Raw genomic sequence first — 18,749 nt, forward strand, 5'->3', positions numbered from 1 at the left:
TCCTAGCAGGGAGAATGTGCTATAGCAGCGCATGTCTCCTGCTGGGACTTTTTCTTGGTTCTTTGGTTAAACAGGATTTGTTAATCAGATTTGTATGTTATCACTAAGGTGAGGGGTAGTTAAGATGCTTCAAAACTGGGATGAAAACGAACTGAACTATATTGCACAACTACTAATTTTCAATACAGGAATGGTATTAACAAAAATAATGGGTGGTAATCTTCATAATCCATTTAACTCCGTTGTCCCACAGCACCCGCTGTATTCCGATTGTAACCTTATATTTGAACAACTCTTTGCTCAAAATGAATTATGCGGCATTCCTTTCATTGTGACTTTAAATGGTGTCGAACATTATATCTGCCTTAAGACAAGCAGTATAGGGAAATCATCTATCAGCTTCGCTCTGGGACCATCTGTCACAACGAAAATAACTAGTAACATAATAAATCAGTTAATAGATCAATGTCAGGGTTCTATTGGTGAAAAGGAGGCCGTCCAGGGATACTTACTTTCACTGCCTTTACATGATAGTTCCAAAATGATTTATATCGCTCAATTATTTCACTACTTGCTTTATAAGGTTAGGCTAGATGTAAATCAAATCGCCATTCATAATTATTCTGACAAAAAAGCTGCTGTAAATGAAACGGGTATAGAATCTTCGATGTTAAAAGAGCGGCTAATGGGAAAGCACCATCACGAATATTACCAGGAAAAAGTGTTTTTGAATTTGATAAAAGGCGGACGTTTGGAAGAAATTGAACGGTTACATGATGCCAATCAACAACAACAAGTTGAATTGCCGGTCATAGCCAAAAACAATAAAGTTCGAAATGATAAGAATTTGGCGATTACTGCAGTAACATTAGCATGCCGGGCGGCCATAGACGGGGGACTGGATTCAGAAACGGCCTACACTCTAAGTGAAATTTTTATTCAGCGCATTGAATCCACAGTTGACTTTAATGATCTATTTGGGGTGCTGAAGGAAGTTAGTATAGAGTACGCAAAGCGTGTGCGAACAATCAAACAAACCCAATACTCACAGCCAGTGTACAAAGCACAAGAATATATTCATAAGTATCTATACCAGAAGATTGAGATGCATGAACTAGCTAATATGGTAAATCTAAACCCAAGCTATCTTTCAAGATTATTTAAACTAGAGGTGGGTGTATCCATTTCAGAACACATCCTTATAGAAAAAGTGCATGAATCCAAGAAATGGCTGTTACATTCTGATTTATCAATTTCTGAAATAGCAAATCATCTCAATTTTTATGATCAAAGTCATTTTATTAAAGTCTTTAAACGCTATCAGAAAATTACACCAAAACGTTATCGCTTGAAAACTAAAAACAATTTCTTGTAGGCAAGAAACTGTTTTCAGTATAATAATTTTATTCAGACCAGGTTTTTGCGTAGAATCCTCTGCTCTTACCAAGGATAGAAGCCGTATTCTCGATTTCAAAAGCAGCATTTAGGCGAATATCTTCAGATGAAGAGCCAACACTTAATAGCATTTGTCCTGCTTCGACTACCCATTGCATTTCACTATTTAGGAAGGCGAACTGGCTGGCTTTCATTTCAAAATGAACGGTCGTCTTTTCTCCTGCATGGATCAGTACTCTTCTAAAACCAGCCAATTCTTTATTCGGTCTGAGCATGCTAGAAAGTACATCCGAGACATAGACCTGAACCACTTCTTCTCCATCAAGGTTACCCGTATTCGTAACGTCAACAGAAATATGAAGTGTTCCTTCTGCTCTAACTGCAGGGTCACATTTCAGGTTTGAATATGAGAAGGTTGTATAGCTTAGTCCTTCCCCGAAATAATGCAGCGGAGTTTTCTTTCCCTCAACATATTTATTTAAGACCATTCCCTGAGATTTGGCATAACCACTACCATGTCTTTGGGAAGAATATATAGGGATTTGGCCGGCGTTTCTGGCCGCGGTCATTGCTAATCGCCCTGCCGGATTGTAATCTCCGAATAATACATCAGCCAGCGCTTGTCCGCCGGTTTCTCCCGGGAACCAGAATTCCAGTATAGCCGGATAATTGCTGCTGATATATTCACTGGAGAGCGGTTTGGCGTCCATATGGACCAATATTGCAGGGGTTCCTGATTCAAATACAGCCTTGGCCAACTCTTCCTGTACGCCCGTTAACCCAATATGATCGGTATCGATTCCTTCTCCTGTCGTGCAATTGTTGCCCCACCCGTATTTTCCTCCGACTGTAACAATTGCGATATCCGCATTTCTCGCTGCATGAACAGCTTCGTCGAAGCCGCGGCGATCTGTTCCAGATATGTCACAACCTTTGACATACGTTATCTCAGCATTCGGACACTTAGCCTTAATGGAGGCCAAAATAGTAGGCGTCTTATGGGCAAATAACTGGTTGATCGCACCTACTGCAGCAGGGGTATCCTTGCGCACTGTACTTCCTTCATAATAATCTTCCAACTTGTGGCTGGATTCGTTTTCGGTTTCCTTACGGTTAGCTTCTAATCCAGCCATATCCGACATACTTCCGCTGAGGAACATATCCAGCATGGCGGGATAGGTATAACATCCGAAGAGCAAACGAATTGAATCCGCATGAGGACCAAGGACGGCTATTCTCTTCACGTCTTTTCGCAGAGGGAGGAGGCCATCATTTTTCAAGAGGACAATCGATTCCTGCGCTGCCTTCAGGCTCAACGGAACTGTGAGTTTGCGGTCATAAGCTTCCTCCACCAGATCCTCCCGGGGGTTAGGATTTTCGAACAAACCAAGCTCAAATTTCGTTGATAACACCCTCCGAACAGCTTTGTCAATATATGCCTCATCAAGCAAACCGCTTTTAACGGCCTCTATCATTTCCGTTGTATATCCGTATGGTGTGGGAAGTTCGACATCCAGCCCGGCTTTTATAGCATCGATACCAGCAGTTGTGGCATTGCTCTGAATCTGTAAATCTACTGCTTTATTTATGGACATATAGTCGGCTACTGTTGTTCCCTCAAATCCCATCTCATTACGTAAAAGATCATTTAAAATTGCCTTTGAGGTAATAATCAGTTCACCATCAATAGAGCCATATGAATTCATTACAGAACCAAGATTAGCCTCAGTAATAGCAGCTTGAAAGGGCTTTGCATATACTTCACGAAGTTCTCTGGAAGGTATCGGGTTTGCCGCCATATTCAGACCACCTTCACCAAAACCATAACCCAAGAAATGCTTGCCAGTGGCTACCGCTCCATTCTTTAAATCATCACTTTGTAATCCCTTAGTATAGGCCACACTTAAAGAAGCACATAATGTTGGGTCTTCACCATAAGTTTCACCTACTCTTCCCCAACGCGGATCTCTTGCAACATCCATAACCGGAGAAAGTGCATGACGTATACCGACGGAAAGCAATTGCTTGCGAATGGTATCCGCCATGCTATGAACTGTATCAGGATTCCACGTAGCCCCTAATCCTATAGCTGAGGGGAAGATAGTGGCATCCGCCAGATTGGCGCCTGTAACGGATTCACAATGCAATAATAAAGGTATTCGTAAATCATTCTTTGAGAGAACCTTATCCTGGGTTTCTTTGGAAAACTCAATATTAGCTTCTAAAGTTCCCTTCCCGATCATAGCCGTGGCATGTCCGATGGAATGAGGAAATGCTTCATCAAGAGCCTTTTCTGTACCTCTCATGCCTATAAATGTACATTGCAGCTGCGCAATCTTTTGTTCTAAGCTCATGAGTGACAGCAGATCCTCAACACGTTCAGAGATTGATTTTGCCGGATCAAGATAAATATTTTTCTTTCCCATTTAAGCATCTCCCTTCATATTATGACAATGTTACGTCACTAGTATAAATAACAAAGGAAAATAAATATTGTACCAGGTTGATTTATATAGTATCTGAATGGCTTTCATATTCTCAGAGCTGGTTAAATAGTCGGTTTCTAATGCACAGACTTCCGGTAAGCTTGAGGCGTGATGCCATATTGATCCTTAAACGATTTCTGAAAGTGGCTTTGGCTTGAAAAGCTAAGATAATTACTGATTTCACTGAGACTTTTATCTGTAAATGACAATAAGTCTTTAGCTTCTTCTAACTTACAATTCTTTATAAAAGCACTTAGCTCAAAGCCCAGTTCCTTTTTCACTTTCCGTGAAAGGGATGGGCGGCTGAAGCCTACATGCTCAGCAATTTCAGCAACGGTAATATGCCTGTTGGTATTCTCGCGGACAAATTGTACGACCTGATGAAGGACTTTATCTGCCGTGATGGGAACGATGGAATTAGCAACACGGTTTGTATAATCCATCTGAACTTGGGCTAAAAGGGATTTCACATCTTCCACATCCATTAATCGTTCTGCCTGCTGCATATAAATATTGGACAGCTGATATGCAAGACTGGGTGTGAGACCGCCCTTCATGGCCGCACGGGAGTATAAAGTGACGGCTACTATGAACGTATTCTTCCATTGTCTGAGATTGTTATGAGCAATGGTGCCAAGCTTTGAGTTTCTGGCCCGGCTGGCAGATTTCTTCAATCCTTCGACATTTCCTGTTTCAATGAAACGGACCAATTCTTTTTCAATAGCATAGCTGTTATATAAGAGTCCTTCTTCTTTCGCCTCATAAGATCGCTCTGTATATTTCTGATCTATGGACTTATCTGTCTGGTGATCTGCCGCATGCTCAACCTCTTGTCTAGTAAGTTGGGTATGGTTCAGTGCGTAATGGATAAACATCAGCGTCTTAATGAAATTATCCAGATTTTGTGTAGGGATGTTCCGGAAAAACTCAGCAAAATTTTCAAATTCGGACTTTGTAATGGAAAACTCCTTACTCATGGCTAACAGGGAATCGGGGGAATAAGGGAAGTCGTTAACAGGACCGATGACTATACAGGAGTTACTATCATTAATCTTGATGCACCCGTAATAGGAATAAAACTGAGTCAAAGTATAGGTTGCTGGCTTGTCTGTTTCCCACAGCTCTGACAGGTAGGCGGATGGGGGCAGTGTATCCGGATTCTGATCCGGATAGCTGGTGGTTAATTCCGTACCATCATACAAATAAATAGGAATATAAGAAGAAGCATAGAGATATTCACAGAAGACGTTGATATCGATCATGATTGATGCTCCTTTTAGAAAGATAACACAATCTTATAATTCAAGGTACAAATATGCAATACTAAATTGCAAACGGTTACTAAAATAAGATATACAGAGGTTGGTAGGGAGGGGTTTACCATGAATCGAAAAGTAGAGGAATTATTATAGGGCAGAGGAAGTAACTATATCCTTCCATTCTTTTGGCAGCATGGAGAAGAAGAAGCGGTTCTACGGGAATATATGCAAGCCATTCATAATGCCTATAATGCCTGGGACAATCGTATAGAGGCAGTTGAAGCGGTATCTACTCTTAATGGAATAGAGATCCATGTGGAACTTCACCCCCGCAAGAGCTTGATTATTATATTTGATGATGCAAGTGAGGAACTTGTCGTTGAACCCGTTAAAGTAACCGGGATGGAATTGGCACTTCCAGAAAATTGGAAGCGTAGTATCTGCAGAAATATTGATTATCCGAATTTCAAAGATGAGGTAGAGGTACAGTTGCCGGATCATCTTGCAGAAGAAATGCCTGAGTTCTCCGGGTTAGTGAGATATGAGAATATGTTTATGTCAAACGGGAATGAATCGCTTGTTCTGGAGGTTACGAACGCAGCCGAGGGTGTTGAGGTATTCGTAAATGGTCACAGTGCAGGTATCCAGATTGTACCGCCATACCAGTATGATATTTCTGCTCTGGTAAAAGAAGGAGACAACAAACTTGTCATTGAAGTGGCGACCAATCTGGAACGTGAAACCTATTACCTCCATGGCATTAATTCCAGAATGGATGCAAGCAAAATTTCCAGTCTGTCTGGTATTACAGGCCAGGTGAAATTATATAAATCAGATATGAGTGTGATCTAGATGACAAGACTTGAAGAAGTGTTTTTACAGCGCAACAAACTCGTTAATAGAATTTTCTGGTTTCTGACAGCGATAAGCGTTACAGTGGTAATCCTTCAATTTTCAGTAACAAGCTTAATTAATGCGGTTGGCTTTATAGTCCTTAGTCTCTCGATTTATATTGCCAATAAGCGCCAGAAATTTATTAAGGTCATTCCTTACGTACTTATGATTTTTATGCTGGCTGTATCTGTTGGCAATGTCAGTTCAGGATTGTTTTTTCAGATTGCTATGGTTGGCGTTGTATTCATGTTGATCTATCCCAATTATAGACTCTCGTTGATTTATAGTTGTATTGTGTTCACTTTTGTTATGGTAGATGCTGTGAATAGGGGTGTTCTTAACGGGGGAAATCAACTGTTGTTAGAAGCTTCCTCTTCAATAATTATTCCACTCTTTACCTTAACAGCGGCCGTGACCGTTGCCCGGCTGAACCAGCAGCTTTTCTTTCAGGCTGAAGAACGGATGGAGCAAGCGATCGCAAGCAGCACCCAGGTCAAGCGTTTGTTCGAGGAGATCAGTAAATCTGCAGTACTTCTGGCGGAATTTAGTACGAATCTCAGAAATAATGTGGAAACAACCGGCAAGCTTACACAAGAGGTGACAGCCGGTTTTGGTGAGGTTGCAAAGGGAATGGAATCGCAAATTTCGAGTGTGGTAGACATTAGTGAATCCGTAACTGAGGCAGAGCAAAATATATCCATAGTAGCTGATAATGCAGTTGAGATGAATAAGTTATCCGTAGATATGGAGATATTTACAGACCAGGGTCATGAACATATGGACAGACTTAGCGGGCAAATTCTTCAGGTGGATAACAATATTAGAGAACTGGCAGAGTTCATGGATAAGCTTAATTATCAAAATAAGCAAATTGAGAGTATGCTTGCAAGAGTTACCGATATTGCGACTCAGACCAATCTTCTGGCTCTTAACTCAGCGATAGAAGCTGCAAGAGCGGGAGAACATGGACGCGGTTTTGCCGTTGTATCTAACGAAGTGAAGAAGCTGGCCGAGAATTCCAGAGCAGCAGCTGCAGACATTGGGGAGGTTGTTAGAAGTATCAGCTCATCATGCCAATTATTAACCGAGCAAATACACCAGAGCAGGACTGCCATGGACCAAAGTAAAAATTTGGCCCTAACCTCTCGCGAGTTGTTGGAGCAGATCAGGCTTAATACTAAGAATGTAGTGCAGCAATCCTCACAGGTGGAAGACAAGACCCTTCTACTCCGCCAATCCGCTGGAAATATTGTCGAGGAGATCACCTCTATTTCAAGTGTAACGCAGCAGTCCAGCGCTTCCGTCGAACAGATTCTGGCGAGTATGGAAGAACAACAAAAAATGGTTGATAACATCGTGATATCATTTCAGAAATTGGACGGGTTAATTACTCAGTTAAACCTCTTAACGAAGGAAGAACAGCAAGCTTCCTGAACGTTTAGAATTTGAGTTGTATATTAGCGTTCCTTAGGCTGTCGAGAACCCCTTGACAGCCTTTTGTGCGCTTGGCAGCGCATCGTGCTAACGGGTGAAAGTCCCGAGTATACCGTGAGATGGCGGAAGTACATAGCTGACTAATAGTGCTCTGTCCGTGAGGAAGGGTGCGGAGGATTAGAAGGCAAACCCCGGAACAGACGGCAGAACCAAGTTGGCCGACAGAGCAGGACAACCTTGCAAAGGAAAGGAACGTCCAATACCATTCCGTAGCTCTGCAGGTTAAGAGGACTGGATTTGGGGGAAAGGGCGATGACGTGACCCAAGGAGATCTTATCGTCCCCACAAGGCGGTAACCTCTACTCAAGTCTGTGACAGACAAGAATAGGGCTACGGGCGGTAAGAAGTCAGAGCAGGGGATAGTAGTGAGTAAACTCGTCGGAAAAGCCGTAATGGCGAGTGAAGCAACGCGAGGAACCTAGAAAAAAAAGTCGTTGGTGCAAGCTTCGACCCAAAAGGCGAAGACTTGACGCGAAGCCCGTCTGTCCGCAAAAGATGAGATGTGGGAAAAAAAACTCTATATGCCAGACAGAAGCCGGGGAGCCAAGAAGCGCGTAGAGCCGGGGTCGAACATTCGGGTAGGCCGTCTGGGGCGAGTACTAAGGGGAAAACCGAAGATTGCCGAAAGGCTACCAAACGGGGAAGCCCAAGGGAAGGAAAACGAATATGGAGGGAAACGAGCAACACGCACATCCACGTGGAGGTGTAAAGAATCCGTCAGGACGGAAGTGGTATAGCCTCATCGACAAGATTTGGGCGAGGTTAAATTTGGAGGAAGCCTTCCGGGAAGTCAAGCGAAACCGCGGAGCAGCGGGTGTGGATGGCGTAACGATTCGAGCGTACGGCAGGGAGTTGGAGCACCATCTAGAAGTGCTCCAGCAGAAGCTGAAGAGGAAAAGCTATGGACCGAAGCCGGTAAGACGCATGTATATCCCAAAAGCAGACGGGACGGAAAGGCCGTTAGGCATTCCCACGGTGGAAGACCGCGTGGTACAGGCAGCCGTGAAACGTATTCTGGAGCCTATCTACGAATCGCAATTCATGGAATGCAGCTATGGATTTCGTCCGGGACGAAGTGCGCATCTGGCAATTCAAAAGATTCGTGAGTACTTACAAGCGGGATACCGATATGTCATTGACGCGGATTTGAAAGCCTACTTTGACACGATCCCTCATGAGAAACTTCTCGGGATGGTAAAGGAAGAAGTGACGGATGGAAGTGTGCTAACGCTTATCGAGGGATTTCTAAAAGCCGGGATTATGGACAGAGGAAACTTTCATATCAATGAGCAAGGCACTCCCCAAGGAGGAGTCATAAGCCCGTTACTGGCGAATATCTATCTGCATCCACTAGACCAAGTCATGACCGAAAGAGGGCATCGCCTCGTACGGTATGCGGACGACTTTGTCATTTGTTGCAAAACCCAAAAAGGGGCGGAACGCGTGCTTAGAAGTGTCGTTAAACTGCTAGAAAAGGAACAGGGGTTGAAAGTACATCCGGAAAAGACTCGAATCGTGAATAGTAAACGAGAAAGGTTTGTTTTCTTGGGCCACGAGTTCAAGCCCGGCAAGTATGTAGGACCGACCCCGAAAGCCGTGGAGAAGTTTAAGGAACGGATAAAAGAAATCACGCGAAGAAACCAAACGGTGGATATTGAGCAACTAGTACATCACGGCTGAAATAAACCTTCATTTAGGCACAGAGGGGCTTACCCGCGTAGGTCCACTTGAAGGGTTTTGCCATTGTTTCGTTGAAATACGCCACAAAAAGAAAGATTTGCTTCTGTAAATCCAGTGTATTTTTGAAGCTGCTACGCTTTAAAAGTCTACGGACCAGAATGCTAAACCAGATCTCAATTTGATTCAGCCATGAACAGTGTTTAGGCGTATAGACAAACCGAATGCGGTGGCTGGAGTCGGCCAAAAATGCAGTTCGGCTTGCTTCGGTCATCAGAATGCCAAACGAGCCCTTCTGACCGAGAGGTTCGACCAGATGACAGTAGCCTGCCACCAAACGGACCAAGCTTTCCGAGTGGTGGGTGTTCAGCCCGTCAGCGACGAAAATCCATTCCCCTTCCGGATCGGTTTCCACCAGTTGCCTCACCTGCATTGCAAAATCCGTTTCGTTCCGGGTCGGCCCCATCGACGACGCCACAATCTGGCCAGTCGCCACGTCAAAACCTGCAATGAGGCTAAGGGTGCCATGACGAAGATACTCAAACTCCCGACGTTCGATCAAGCCGGGTTTCATCGGCAAGGTGGGATGAAGTCGCTCTAACGCCTGAATGCCTGTCATTTCATCAAGAGAGACCACGTGTACGCCAAACGAGTGGAGCAGCGGTGTCGACCGGTAGAGTCGGCAAATGTCTCGGGTCTTTTGGGCGAACACCACGGGGTCTTCCGGTTTGGCATTCAGCCACCCCTGGCAGCGGTGCGGACGAAGATCCGCCTCATTTTAAAAAACGACCGACCTGCCGGACGGAAATCGTCTCCACCACGCCTCGTTTCATCGCTTCATCCCGGACTTCACGCGGAGTCCAGTGACTCACGGGGCGTCCGCAAGCCTTCGGATCTTCACAGGCAATCGCAACGATTTGCACGACTTGTTGCTCGGTGAAGGTTGGCGGTGTGCCGGGTCGGGGCTCGTCGCGAAGAACCTGAATCACTGCGGCCTCTAGCTCTTCGGGATGTTCCTGCTGGATGAGACATAACCGCGGATACTGGCACACCCAGCGTTCCCGCCATAGCGTGACTTGTGGGCGATCCAGAGGAAGTCGTCGGCTGATTTCACTGTTACTGATCCCTTCAACCGATTCCAGTACGATTCGGGCACGCTTGACCAAATATTGAGGCGTACTGCGCCGCCGGATCAGTTGTTCCAATAGATAACGTTGCTCTTCGCTCACTGCTATTTCTGTTTTTTAGGACCGGTCACCACACGTTCCAACTCCTTTGTAAGAGTTTTCTTCTTACGATCTCTTACACATTTTTGGAGCTATTGAACTGCAGGAATGATTCAGCTACGCTGTACTAGTGAAGAAGAAGTTGAATCCGTACTTGCGAGGATGGGGGAACTATTTCGGAATTGGGGATGTAAAGAAGCGATTTCAAGGATGGGATGCGTGGATACGGAGGCGACTTCGAGCGGTCCAACTGCGAAGCTGGAAGAAGATACGAAAGCTGCATCGGGAAATGAGACGTAGGGGCTGGGACAAGGAATTACCGGGTCTGCGGATGACGGCCTGGCGCAGCTCCCATTCGACCTACGCGCAGTATGCCATGCCAAATACGTGGTTTGAGGAAATAAAACTTTGTAGTTTGATGGAGATTTACAATAACCTTCATCCCCAAAGGGGATAACTGTCGGAAGAGCCGTATGCGATGACCCGCACGTACGGATCTGTGAGAGGCCCATGTCGTTGACATGGGCCTACTCTATTTATGTTCAGATTTTGATTTCTTTGTAACCCCTTTCAATATTGACACGAATATATATTTAAAGGTACATAAATGCAATACTTTTCTGCGAGCGTTTTCTAAAATAACAGTAGTAACTACTTATGCGGTTTGAAATTATGAGAGGTGTGGGAAAAGGATGATTAAAATTTCTTTCAATGAGGGCTGGACCGTTGGGCCTAACAGTGGCTTCTTTAATATGGCTCCAGATCAACTTCCGGAGCAGGTTACGTTGCCTCATGATACTATGATCTCTAAGTTGAGAAGTGCGACTGCCGTAAGCGGGGGCAAAAAAGGATATTTTCCTGATGGAACTTATGATTATGTGAAGAAATTTTATATACCTGAGACGTATAAGGACAAGAGAGTCACCTTTGAATTCGAGGGCGTATATATGAATGCGATGGTCTACATCAATGGGGATTTTGCAGGGCAGCATCCTTATGGGTATTCCAACTTCTATATCAGAGCAGATCGATTCTTGAAATATGGTGAAGACAATGAGATTAAAGTCGTTACCAAGAGCAGTGATGATTCACGATGGTATACAGGAACAGGAATCTATCGTAATACAAAAATGATGGTTGCGAATCTGGTACATTTCCAAGTGGATGGCCTTCAAATTACAACGCCTGAGATTTCCAGCGAGTATGCAACTTTGAACGTGGCAACGTTTGTGGAGAATGAAGGCGTGAATCCTCAGACGACCCGAGTATCCACAGAAATCCTGGATGCTGAAGGCAACATGGTAGCTCTTGATCATTCTCCATTAAGTGTTTTTGTGGGAGAAGTTACAACTATGCGCCAGCGGCTAACTGTTAGGTTGCCAAAGCTGTGGAGTGTCGAGTCGCCGTATCTTTACACCTGTAAGAGCAGATTGATGGATGGGGAGAAAGTTCTGGATGAGGAGATTAGTTCTTTTGGAATCCGCTCCCTCTCTTTAAATGCTGATCAGGGTCTATCCATCAATGGAGAGGTTGTAAAGCTCCGTGGAGCTTGTATCCATCATGACAATGGTGTCATTGGAGCAGCCACGATTGATCGTGCCGAAGAACGCCGTATTGAAATTTTGAAAGAAGCCGGATTTAATGCCATTCGAAGCTCGCATCAGCCTTTGAGTAAGGCCATGCTGGATGCATGTGACCGTCTGGGAATGCTGGTCATGGATGAAAGCTTCGATACATGGACTAACACGAAATCAGATTTCGATTATGCCTTGAATTTCCCTGTATGGTGGGAACGGGATATCGAGTCTATGGTGAAAAAGGATTTTAACCATCCGAGTGTCATCATGTATTCCATTGGAAATGAGATTAAAGATACCGGGAGTGCCAATGGTGCTGCATGGGGCAGAAAGCTTGCAGAGAAGATTCGTAGTATGGATAGCACAAGATATGTAACTAACTCTATTAATGGCTTTGTTTCCGTTATGGATAAATTGAAGGATATCATGAGCAACAAACCATCAGGGGATGTCAACACAGCTATGGCCAATGCTGGCGACATGATTAAATATGTTCAAGGCTTGGAATTTGTAAAGAATGCAACAGCTGAATCGTTTGCGGCGGTGGATATCGCAGGATATAACTATGCTGACAATTGCTATGTACCTGATAAAGAATTCTTTCCGAACCGGGTAATCTGCGGCAGTGAAACCTTCCCTAAAGATATCGCTAATAACTGGAAGCTAGTAAAAGAAAATGGACATGTCATTGGTGATTTCACTTGGACGGGTTGGGATTACCTAGGGGAGTCAGGTCTTGGCAGGGTTGAATATGGTGAGGGCAGCCGGGGGCATGGGGCCTCTGGAGCTTATCCTTGGCTGACCGCGCATTGTGGCGATATTGACATAACAGGTCATCGTCTTCCCGTTTCTTATTATCGTGAAATTGTTTTCGGATTGCGCAAAGAACCATATATTGCCGTTCAGCGTCCTGCACATTATGGTGAGCAGCCTACAATGATGCCTTGGAGCTGGAGTGACGCCATTTCCAGTTGGAGCTGGGAGGGCTTCGAGGGTAAGCCTGTTAAGGTAGAGGTATACTCTGATGCACCGGAAGTTGAACTGTTGATCAATGGAAAATCAGTGGGTAAAGCAGCTGCCGGTGAAGCGCATGACTTTAAAGCAGAGTTTGATACCGTATATCAACATGGTGAGGTGTTGGCGATCGCCTATACGGATGGAAAGGAAATCGGCCGTATGACCCTGGTTTCTGCTGAAAGCGAAGTGAATGTCCAGCTTGAGATTGACCGTACGCAAATTAAGGCGGATGACAACGAACTGGCTTTTGTTACAATATCTCTCGTGGATGATAAAGGAATACTGAAGCCTCTTGCCGACCGGAGGGTATCCGTCACCGTAAGTGGCGCGGGGATCCTTCAAGGTCTGGGGAGCGCAAACCCCAAAAATGAAGAAAGCTATGTCAATTCTACTCACTATACTTACGACGGGAGAGTATTGGCTGTCATTCGTCCTGCAGAGGCCGGAAGCATTGAAGTGACGGTTGAGGCAGAAGGCTGTGCGACAAAGACAGCTAACATTCAAGCTTGTAAATAAGGAGGAATATTAACATGCAATATCAATTCCCTGACAAATTTTTGTGGGGGGCTTCAACAGCTGCCCACCAAGTAGAAGGTAATAACACAAATTGCGATAGTTGGGTAATGGAAAACCTGAAAGGTACGAGGTATAAGGAGAAATCAGGAGTCGCAGTAGATCATTACCGACTCTACAGAGAGGATATTGAGCGTTTAGCCGCACTTGGCCTCAACTCGTATCGCTTCTCCATCGAGTGGGCCCGGATTGAACCGGAGGAAGGACGCTTCGACGAAGCAGCCATGGATCATTACCGGGATGTATTGAGAACTTGCAGCAACTTGAATATAACACCGATCGTAACGCTGCATCATTTCACCTCCCCGCAATGGCTTATTCGCGCCGGAGGCTGGGAATCTGAAGGCACGCCAGCAAGATTTGCACGTTATTGTGCTCATGTCATGAGCCAATTAGGGGATCAAATTCCTTATGTATGTACAATTAATGAGGCAAACACTCCTATTGGAATTGCGAAAGTCATGAAGCAGTTTCAGCAGGGTGGATCTGCAGCAGCACAAGTTGGCATGAACACCGATTTTCAAGAACAAATGCAGGGCTACTATGCTGAATTGTCCAAAGCATTTGGCATACCGCCTCAGGAGGTTCATACCTTCCTGTCACCACGCTCCAAAAAAGGCTTGCACATCATCTTCCAGTCGCATGTGGAGGCAAGGGCTGCAATCCGGCAGGTTAGTCCAAAGACTAAAATCGGATTAAGCATGTCGCTCTTTGATTTTCAGTCAATCCCTGGTGGTGAAGAACAGGCTGCTCATGAATTACATGAGGAATTTCTTCAGTTCCTTCCTTACATGGAGGACGATGATTTCTTGGGTTTACAGAACTATTCGCGCGAGATCTACGGCCCGGATGGTCTTATCCCTGTTCCGGCTGATAGAGAGCGTACCCAGATGGGTTACGAATTCTACCCCGAAGCTCTAGAAAATGTAATTCGATGTGCTTCGAAACATCTGAACAAGCCTATTATCGTAACGGAAAATGGCGTTGCTACGGATGACGATACACGTCGTGTCGCTTTTATTGATCGAGCTTTAAAGGGGGTAGCTGCATGTATAGCTGACGGGATTCCAGTTAAGGGGTACTTGCATTGGTCACTACTCGATAATTTCGAATGGCAGCTTGGATTCTCCAAGCGATTCGGGTTAATTGAAGTAGACCGTCAGACACAGGAGCGTACTCCTAAGCCTAGCGCTTATCATCTTGGAAAGATTGCCCGAACTAATACTATTAATCCAGTATGAAAGGGGAAATTTATAATGAAATTACAAGATAAAGTAGCGATTGTTACAGGTGCGGCATCAGGGGTAGGGAGAGCTATAGCAGAGCTCTATGCAAAAGAAGGAGCCAAGGTTGTGGTTGCGGATCTTAATGGGAATTCTATCACTGAGGTGGTGGAAGGCATCAATCTGGCGGGAGGAACAGCCCTAGGTGTAGTTGCCAATGTGACGAAGGAAGAAGATGTCCAAGCGATGGTCGCCAAGGCCGTGGATACATTCGGAAGCGTAGACATTCTCGTGAACAATGCCGGTATTATGGATGGCTTCAGACTAATTGATTCCTTACAGGATGACTTGTGGGATCGGGTACTGGCGGTTAACTTGACCGGCCCGATGCGAACTACACGCGCTGCGATTCCGCTCATGCTTGAGAAAGGTACAGGTGTGATCGTCAATATCGCTTCAACCGCAGGTGTTTCTGGGGGCAAGGGAGGCGTAGCCTATACTTCTGCCAAGCATGGCCTGGTAGGCCTGACCAAGAATGTGGGTTATATGTACGCCAAGTCCGGGATCCGCTGTAATGCCATTGCACCCGGAGGTGTCCGGACCCCAATAGCCAACTCTTTGGGAAACATCGACAAGGAAGGTATGCAGACGTTCAGGGAAGGTGCCGGAACTCAGCGTTACGAGCCAGTGGAACCGATTGAGATTGCAACCGTCGCCCTTTTCCTTGCTTCTGAGGATTCCCGTTTTGTTAATGGTGCCGTGATTGCAGCGGACGGCGGCTGGACGGCCTATTAATATATCCAACAAATCCATAACCCAATAGGATTGTGGATTTTACTATAGCTCCATAGCTGCAGGATGCGTCTTAAAACATTTGCCCGACCTGTACACCCTCATAGATGGCCTCTAGCGCTTTACGTGGATGCAAGGCATCTTTGATGATGTGGAAAGATACATCCTTCTATTCCAATATGCCGCTAAGATTATCCAAGGATGTGGAACCGGTAGCCATAACTACCGGTTCCACTCCATCTAACACAAAGCTGGTTCCTGTTAAGCAAATAATCCTTTAACCAATATTCATCAATTACAACGGTTTGTATTCCCATCGCATCCATGGCTGCGAGTGTTTCATTAATTCCACCAGGTCCAATATGAATTTGGGTATCAACGATCTCTAACTTTTTTCATTGATTACTCTAAAGCAGTTGCAATTAATTTCAAATGCATTACCATGGGTATGTCATAATTTTCAATATTGTCGAATTTGTTGAATCCTGTAACTTTAAGGACGATTGTATGCCCCTTTTTCATTTTGTCCATATCTATTTTAGGAGTCATGTACATTCTGTAGTCTAATGCAACTGTATTGCCTTCAACTACACAGTTTTCAATCGGTCCCATGTCCATATCAAAGGCATCACGCTGGTACCTCATGGATGCACGATAGTCTTTATAAATTTGCGGCTCTGGTCCAATAGCATCTATAACACATTCGCTCGCATACAGACCATCCGCAATTTTCAGCCATCCTTCATAGTCTGGAACCCACACCGCTGATGCTGGATGTGATCAAGTCGGAAAAGGATATCTATTCAGTCGTCATATGTATACCGTCAGAGTCTTCATAATGTGTAGAATAAATATATTCTAGTTTTCTATTCGAATATGAATGTTTTAGCATTGTAGTTTATTTGTAGTAAAGAAAGGATGATGAAGATGATTAGATTGACTTTCAAAATGACTGGAATGTGGGACCTCATAAAAGCTTCACCAACATGCGTCCTGGAATATCACAACCGGTAACTTGACCGCATGATGTAATGATTACGAAGGAGAGAGACCCGAAAGCTGTAAGCTCTGATAAAAAGGAAAGTACTCGCGGTTGTCCGTTCTAAAAAAGAAGCAGGAGTCATTACAGTAACAGTATCCGCAGAAGGATGCACCCCCATAACAATTAATATTCCAGTCAGATAGACCTAGTATTTTCAGAGTCGTTAAAAATATTTTTTTAAATTATTCTTAAAAGGAGAGAAAATACAATGACACTGCCCAAATTAATCAAAGAAGACGGGGTCTTTACCCTTTATGTAGACGGTAAACCCTACACTGCTTTGGCAGGTGAAATTCATAATTCCAGTTCCTCTGATCTAAACTACATGAAGGAAAAAGTATGGCCATATCTGCGGGAACTCAATCTTAACACGGTAATCTTGCCGGTTTCATGGGAATTGATTGAGCCTAAAAAGGGAGAATTTGATTTTCAGTTGGTGGATGGAATCATTGAACAAGCACGGGAAGAAAATTTGCGATTAGTGTTATTATGGTTTGGTTTATGGAAAAATGGACTTTCCAGTTATGCTCCTGGCTGGGTGAAAAAAGATTTTAAGACATACTTCCGTGCTGTGAATCAAAATAATGAATCTTCAACCACTATCTCACCATTGTGCAAAGAAGCGGTTGAAGCTGATGCTAATGCGTTCAAGCAACTTATGAGTCACCTAAAAAAGATAGACGGAGATCAGCATACAGTAATCATGGTACAGGTGGAGAATGAAATGGGCTTGCTTGGAAGCGACCGGGATTACTCTGAGCATGCGAATGCTGAATTTAATGGCCGGATTCCCACAGAGCTTGAAGCCATTTACGGAGTAAGCGGAACATGGGAGGAAGCGTTTGCAGAAGATGCTGCGGAATACTTTATGGCGTATCATTACGCCCACGCGATCGAACAAATAGCAAGTGCAGGCTCCGAGGTATTCCCATTACCGCTATTTGTAAATTCATGGTTGGAACAATTCCCTTGGAGGCCTGGGACATATCCAAGCGGAGGACCCATTGCAAAGGTAATGACGTTGTGGAGGGCTATCGCACCGACCATTTGTCTATATGCGCCAGATATATATGTGAACAACTTCGCAGAAATTTGTGCGGAATATACAGCAAATAACGAAAACCCCCTTTTTATACCGGAAGCAAGACGGGATATCTCTTCAGCAACGAATGTTTTTTATGCGATCGGAAAGCATAATGCCCTTTGCTTTGCTCCTTTCGGTATAGAAGATATGCTTGCACCGCCTTCGGAAGAGGAAATTGATATGGCTATCATGATGGATCTTAATATTGATTTAGCCGCTTTTAAACGAAATGGAACGGGGCCTTATCTTGCACGCAGTTATGAGCTGTTAGGAAATATGACGGGAGTTCTTCAAAAGTATCGGGGAACTGGGAAAATGACTGGATTTCTTCAATATAATGATATGGGAAGTCTTTTATCCTTCTCTAAATATGATATTAAAGTAACCTACAATCGTCTAAAGGAAGGGCATCCTGTATCAGGTGGACTGGTTATTGAAGTATCCGACCATGAATTTATTTTGGCCGGGATCGGATTTTCTGTGGAGTTTTTACCGAAACGCGGAGATTCGAGTAAGGTGAGCTATATAAGAATCGAGCAAGGAAAGTTCGTACAAAATGAATGGATTCGTGGACGCGTTCTTAATGGTGACGAAGCCGCATATAAGCTGAAAATCGGAAGCAATCCTGCAGCATTGTGCGTGGAAATGTATCAATATCAATAACTTGGAATGAACTTGAGCGAAATTAGTAGTCCTAGAAAGGGAGGGGATAAAGTAACATGTTATACTTTCCTGAAGGTTTTTTGCGGGGAGCATGAAAATGATAGGCAAACAGAATTGGTTAATGAAACAGATATAAAATCATGACATTAGCTCATGCTGGGGAAAAAGTCGCCTTCGTAGAAGAGGACAAGGTGTTCGGTACCTGTACGAATTACGGATGTGATGCAAAGATCCTTCTTGACGGGTAGAAAGAAAGTATCCGCAGGAAAAGAAGCTATAGAATAGCCAGGGAATATATCAAAAAAATTGGGACTAGCGGATGTTCCGCTAAATATTGAATGTGTTGT

Annotated in this window: 14 protein-coding genes; 9 read left to right on the forward strand and 5 right to left on the reverse strand. The window is 44.3% G+C overall.

Going from position 1 to position 18,749, the window contains the following annotated elements; all coding sequences use genetic code 11:
- The first annotated feature begins 124 nt into the window (after positions 1–124).
- Positions 125–1,375 carry an AraC family transcriptional regulator gene (locus NYE33_RS13685; RefSeq protein WP_341066099.1) on the forward strand — a complete coding sequence of 417 codons (1,251 nt, stop codon included), beginning with the start codon at positions 125–127 and terminating at the stop codon, positions 1,373–1,375.
- 28 nt (positions 1,376–1,403) lie between these two features.
- Here the strand turns inward: NYE33_RS13685 and NYE33_RS13690 are convergent, their stop codons facing one another.
- A complete protein-coding gene (locus NYE33_RS13690) occupies positions 1,404–3,821 on the reverse strand; it encodes a glycoside hydrolase family 3 N-terminal domain-containing protein (protein WP_042139182.1) in 2,418 nt (805 codons plus the stop codon).
- A 137-nt stretch (positions 3,822–3,958) separates the two neighbouring features.
- Complete coding sequence (locus tag NYE33_RS13695) at positions 3,959–5,143, reverse strand: helix-turn-helix domain-containing protein (RefSeq protein ID WP_042139181.1); 1,185 nt, start codon at positions 5,141–5,143, stop codon at positions 3,959–3,961.
- A gap of 222 nt (positions 5,144–5,365) precedes the next feature.
- Here NYE33_RS13695 and NYE33_RS13700 point away from each other — a divergent pair, with 222 nt between their 5' ends.
- The 3 genes from NYE33_RS13700 to ltrA all read left to right on the forward strand — a co-directional run bounded on the left by NYE33_RS13700 (position 5,366) and on the right by ltrA (position 9,208).
- Entirely contained in the window at positions 5,366–5,992 is a 627-nt protein-coding gene (locus tag NYE33_RS13700; protein ID WP_042139180.1) for a hypothetical protein, read from the forward strand.
- Complete coding sequence (locus NYE33_RS13705) at positions 5,993–7,468, forward strand: methyl-accepting chemotaxis protein (RefSeq protein ID WP_042139179.1); 1,476 nt, start codon at positions 5,993–5,995, stop codon at positions 7,466–7,468.
- Between the two features lie 726 nt (positions 7,469–8,194).
- Entirely contained in the window at positions 8,195–9,208 is a 1,014-nt protein-coding gene (gene ltrA / locus NYE33_RS13710; RefSeq protein ID WP_081970552.1) for a group II intron reverse transcriptase/maturase, read from the forward strand.
- 13 nt (positions 9,209–9,221) lie between these two features.
- Here the strand turns inward: ltrA and NYE33_RS13715 are convergent, their stop codons facing one another.
- Together NYE33_RS13715 and NYE33_RS13720 are read right to left on the reverse strand one after the other, a co-directional pair.
- Entirely contained in the window at positions 9,222–9,842 is a 621-nt protein-coding gene (locus NYE33_RS13715; RefSeq protein WP_341066102.1) for a transposase, read from the reverse strand.
- Between the two features lie 136 nt (positions 9,843–9,978).
- Positions 9,979–10,434, reverse strand: a complete 456-nt coding sequence (locus tag NYE33_RS13720) for a helix-turn-helix domain-containing protein (RefSeq protein ID WP_231575201.1) — start codon at positions 10,432–10,434, stop codon at positions 9,979–9,981.
- A 127-nt stretch (positions 10,435–10,561) separates the two neighbouring features.
- Here NYE33_RS13720 and NYE33_RS13725 point away from each other — a divergent pair, with 127 nt between their 5' ends.
- From NYE33_RS13725 to NYE33_RS13740, 4 genes are all read left to right on the forward strand, one after another.
- Entirely contained in the window at positions 10,562–10,888 is a 327-nt protein-coding gene (locus NYE33_RS13725) for a group II intron maturase-specific domain-containing protein (RefSeq protein ID WP_081970132.1), read from the forward strand.
- A 235-nt stretch (positions 10,889–11,123) separates the two neighbouring features.
- A complete protein-coding gene (locus tag NYE33_RS13730) occupies positions 11,124–13,541 on the forward strand; it encodes a glycoside hydrolase family 2 TIM barrel-domain containing protein (protein ID WP_042139176.1) in 2,418 nt (805 codons plus the stop codon).
- 14 nt (positions 13,542–13,555) lie between these two features.
- The gene (locus NYE33_RS13735; RefSeq protein ID WP_042139175.1) at positions 13,556–14,839 is read left to right on the forward strand and encodes a glycoside hydrolase family 1 protein; all 1,284 of its coding nucleotides are present in this window, start codon (positions 13,556–13,558) and stop codon (positions 14,837–14,839) included.
- 15 nt (positions 14,840–14,854) lie between these two features.
- Positions 14,855–15,616: a glucose 1-dehydrogenase gene (locus NYE33_RS13740; RefSeq protein WP_042139174.1), complete on the forward strand. Its 762-nt coding sequence runs from the start codon at positions 14,855–14,857 to the stop codon at positions 15,614–15,616.
- Positions 15,617–16,015: 399 nt separating this feature from the next.
- Here the strand turns inward: NYE33_RS13740 and NYE33_RS13745 are convergent, their stop codons facing one another.
- The gene (locus tag NYE33_RS13745) at positions 16,016–16,375 is read right to left on the reverse strand and encodes a hypothetical protein (protein ID WP_042139173.1); all 360 of its coding nucleotides are present in this window, start codon (positions 16,373–16,375) and stop codon (positions 16,016–16,018) included.
- Between the two features lie 488 nt (positions 16,376–16,863).
- Between NYE33_RS13745 and NYE33_RS13750 the strand changes: the two genes are divergently transcribed.
- Positions 16,864–18,402 carry a DUF5597 domain-containing protein gene (locus NYE33_RS13750; RefSeq protein WP_042139172.1) on the forward strand — a complete coding sequence of 513 codons (1,539 nt, stop codon included), beginning with the start codon at positions 16,864–16,866 and terminating at the stop codon, positions 18,400–18,402.
- Positions 18,403–18,749 lie beyond the last annotated feature (347 nt).

The organism is Paenibacillus sp. FSL R10-2199 (assembly GCF_038000235.1).
In the GTDB taxonomy this organism is placed as follows: domain Bacteria; phylum Bacillota; class Bacilli; order Paenibacillales; family Paenibacillaceae; genus Paenibacillus_AQ; species Paenibacillus_AQ phytohabitans.

What these genes read in the sequence shown, in the direction of transcription:
- NYE33_RS13695 (WP_042139181.1), bottom strand. Translation starts at nt 5,143, where the DNA reads ATGATCGATATCAACGTCTTCTGTGAATATCTCTATGCTTCTTCTTAT.
- NYE33_RS13690 (WP_042139182.1), bottom strand. Translation starts at nt 3,821, where the DNA reads ATGGGAAAGAAAAATATTTATCTTGATCCGGCAAAATCAATCTCTGAA.
- NYE33_RS13730 (WP_042139176.1), top strand. Translation starts at nt 11,124, where the DNA reads ATGATTAAAATTTCTTTCAATGAGGGCTGGACCGTTGGGCCTAACAGT.
- NYE33_RS13735 (WP_042139175.1), top strand. Translation starts at nt 13,556, where the DNA reads ATGCAATATCAATTCCCTGACAAATTTTTGTGGGGGGCTTCAACAGCT.
- NYE33_RS13750 (WP_042139172.1), top strand. Translation starts at nt 16,864, where the DNA reads ATGACACTGCCCAAATTAATCAAAGAAGACGGGGTCTTTACCCTTTAT.
- NYE33_RS13740 (WP_042139174.1), top strand. Translation starts at nt 14,855, where the DNA reads ATGAAATTACAAGATAAAGTAGCGATTGTTACAGGTGCGGCATCAGGG.
- NYE33_RS13705 (WP_042139179.1), top strand. Translation starts at nt 5,993, where the DNA reads ATGACAAGACTTGAAGAAGTGTTTTTACAGCGCAACAAACTCGTTAAT.
- ltrA (WP_081970552.1), top strand. Translation starts at nt 8,195, where the DNA reads ATGGAGGGAAACGAGCAACACGCACATCCACGTGGAGGTGTAAAGAAT.
- NYE33_RS13700 (WP_042139180.1), top strand. Translation starts at nt 5,366, where the DNA reads ATGCAAGCCATTCATAATGCCTATAATGCCTGGGACAATCGTATAGAG.
- NYE33_RS13685 (WP_341066099.1), top strand. Translation starts at nt 125, where the DNA reads ATGCTTCAAAACTGGGATGAAAACGAACTGAACTATATTGCACAACTA.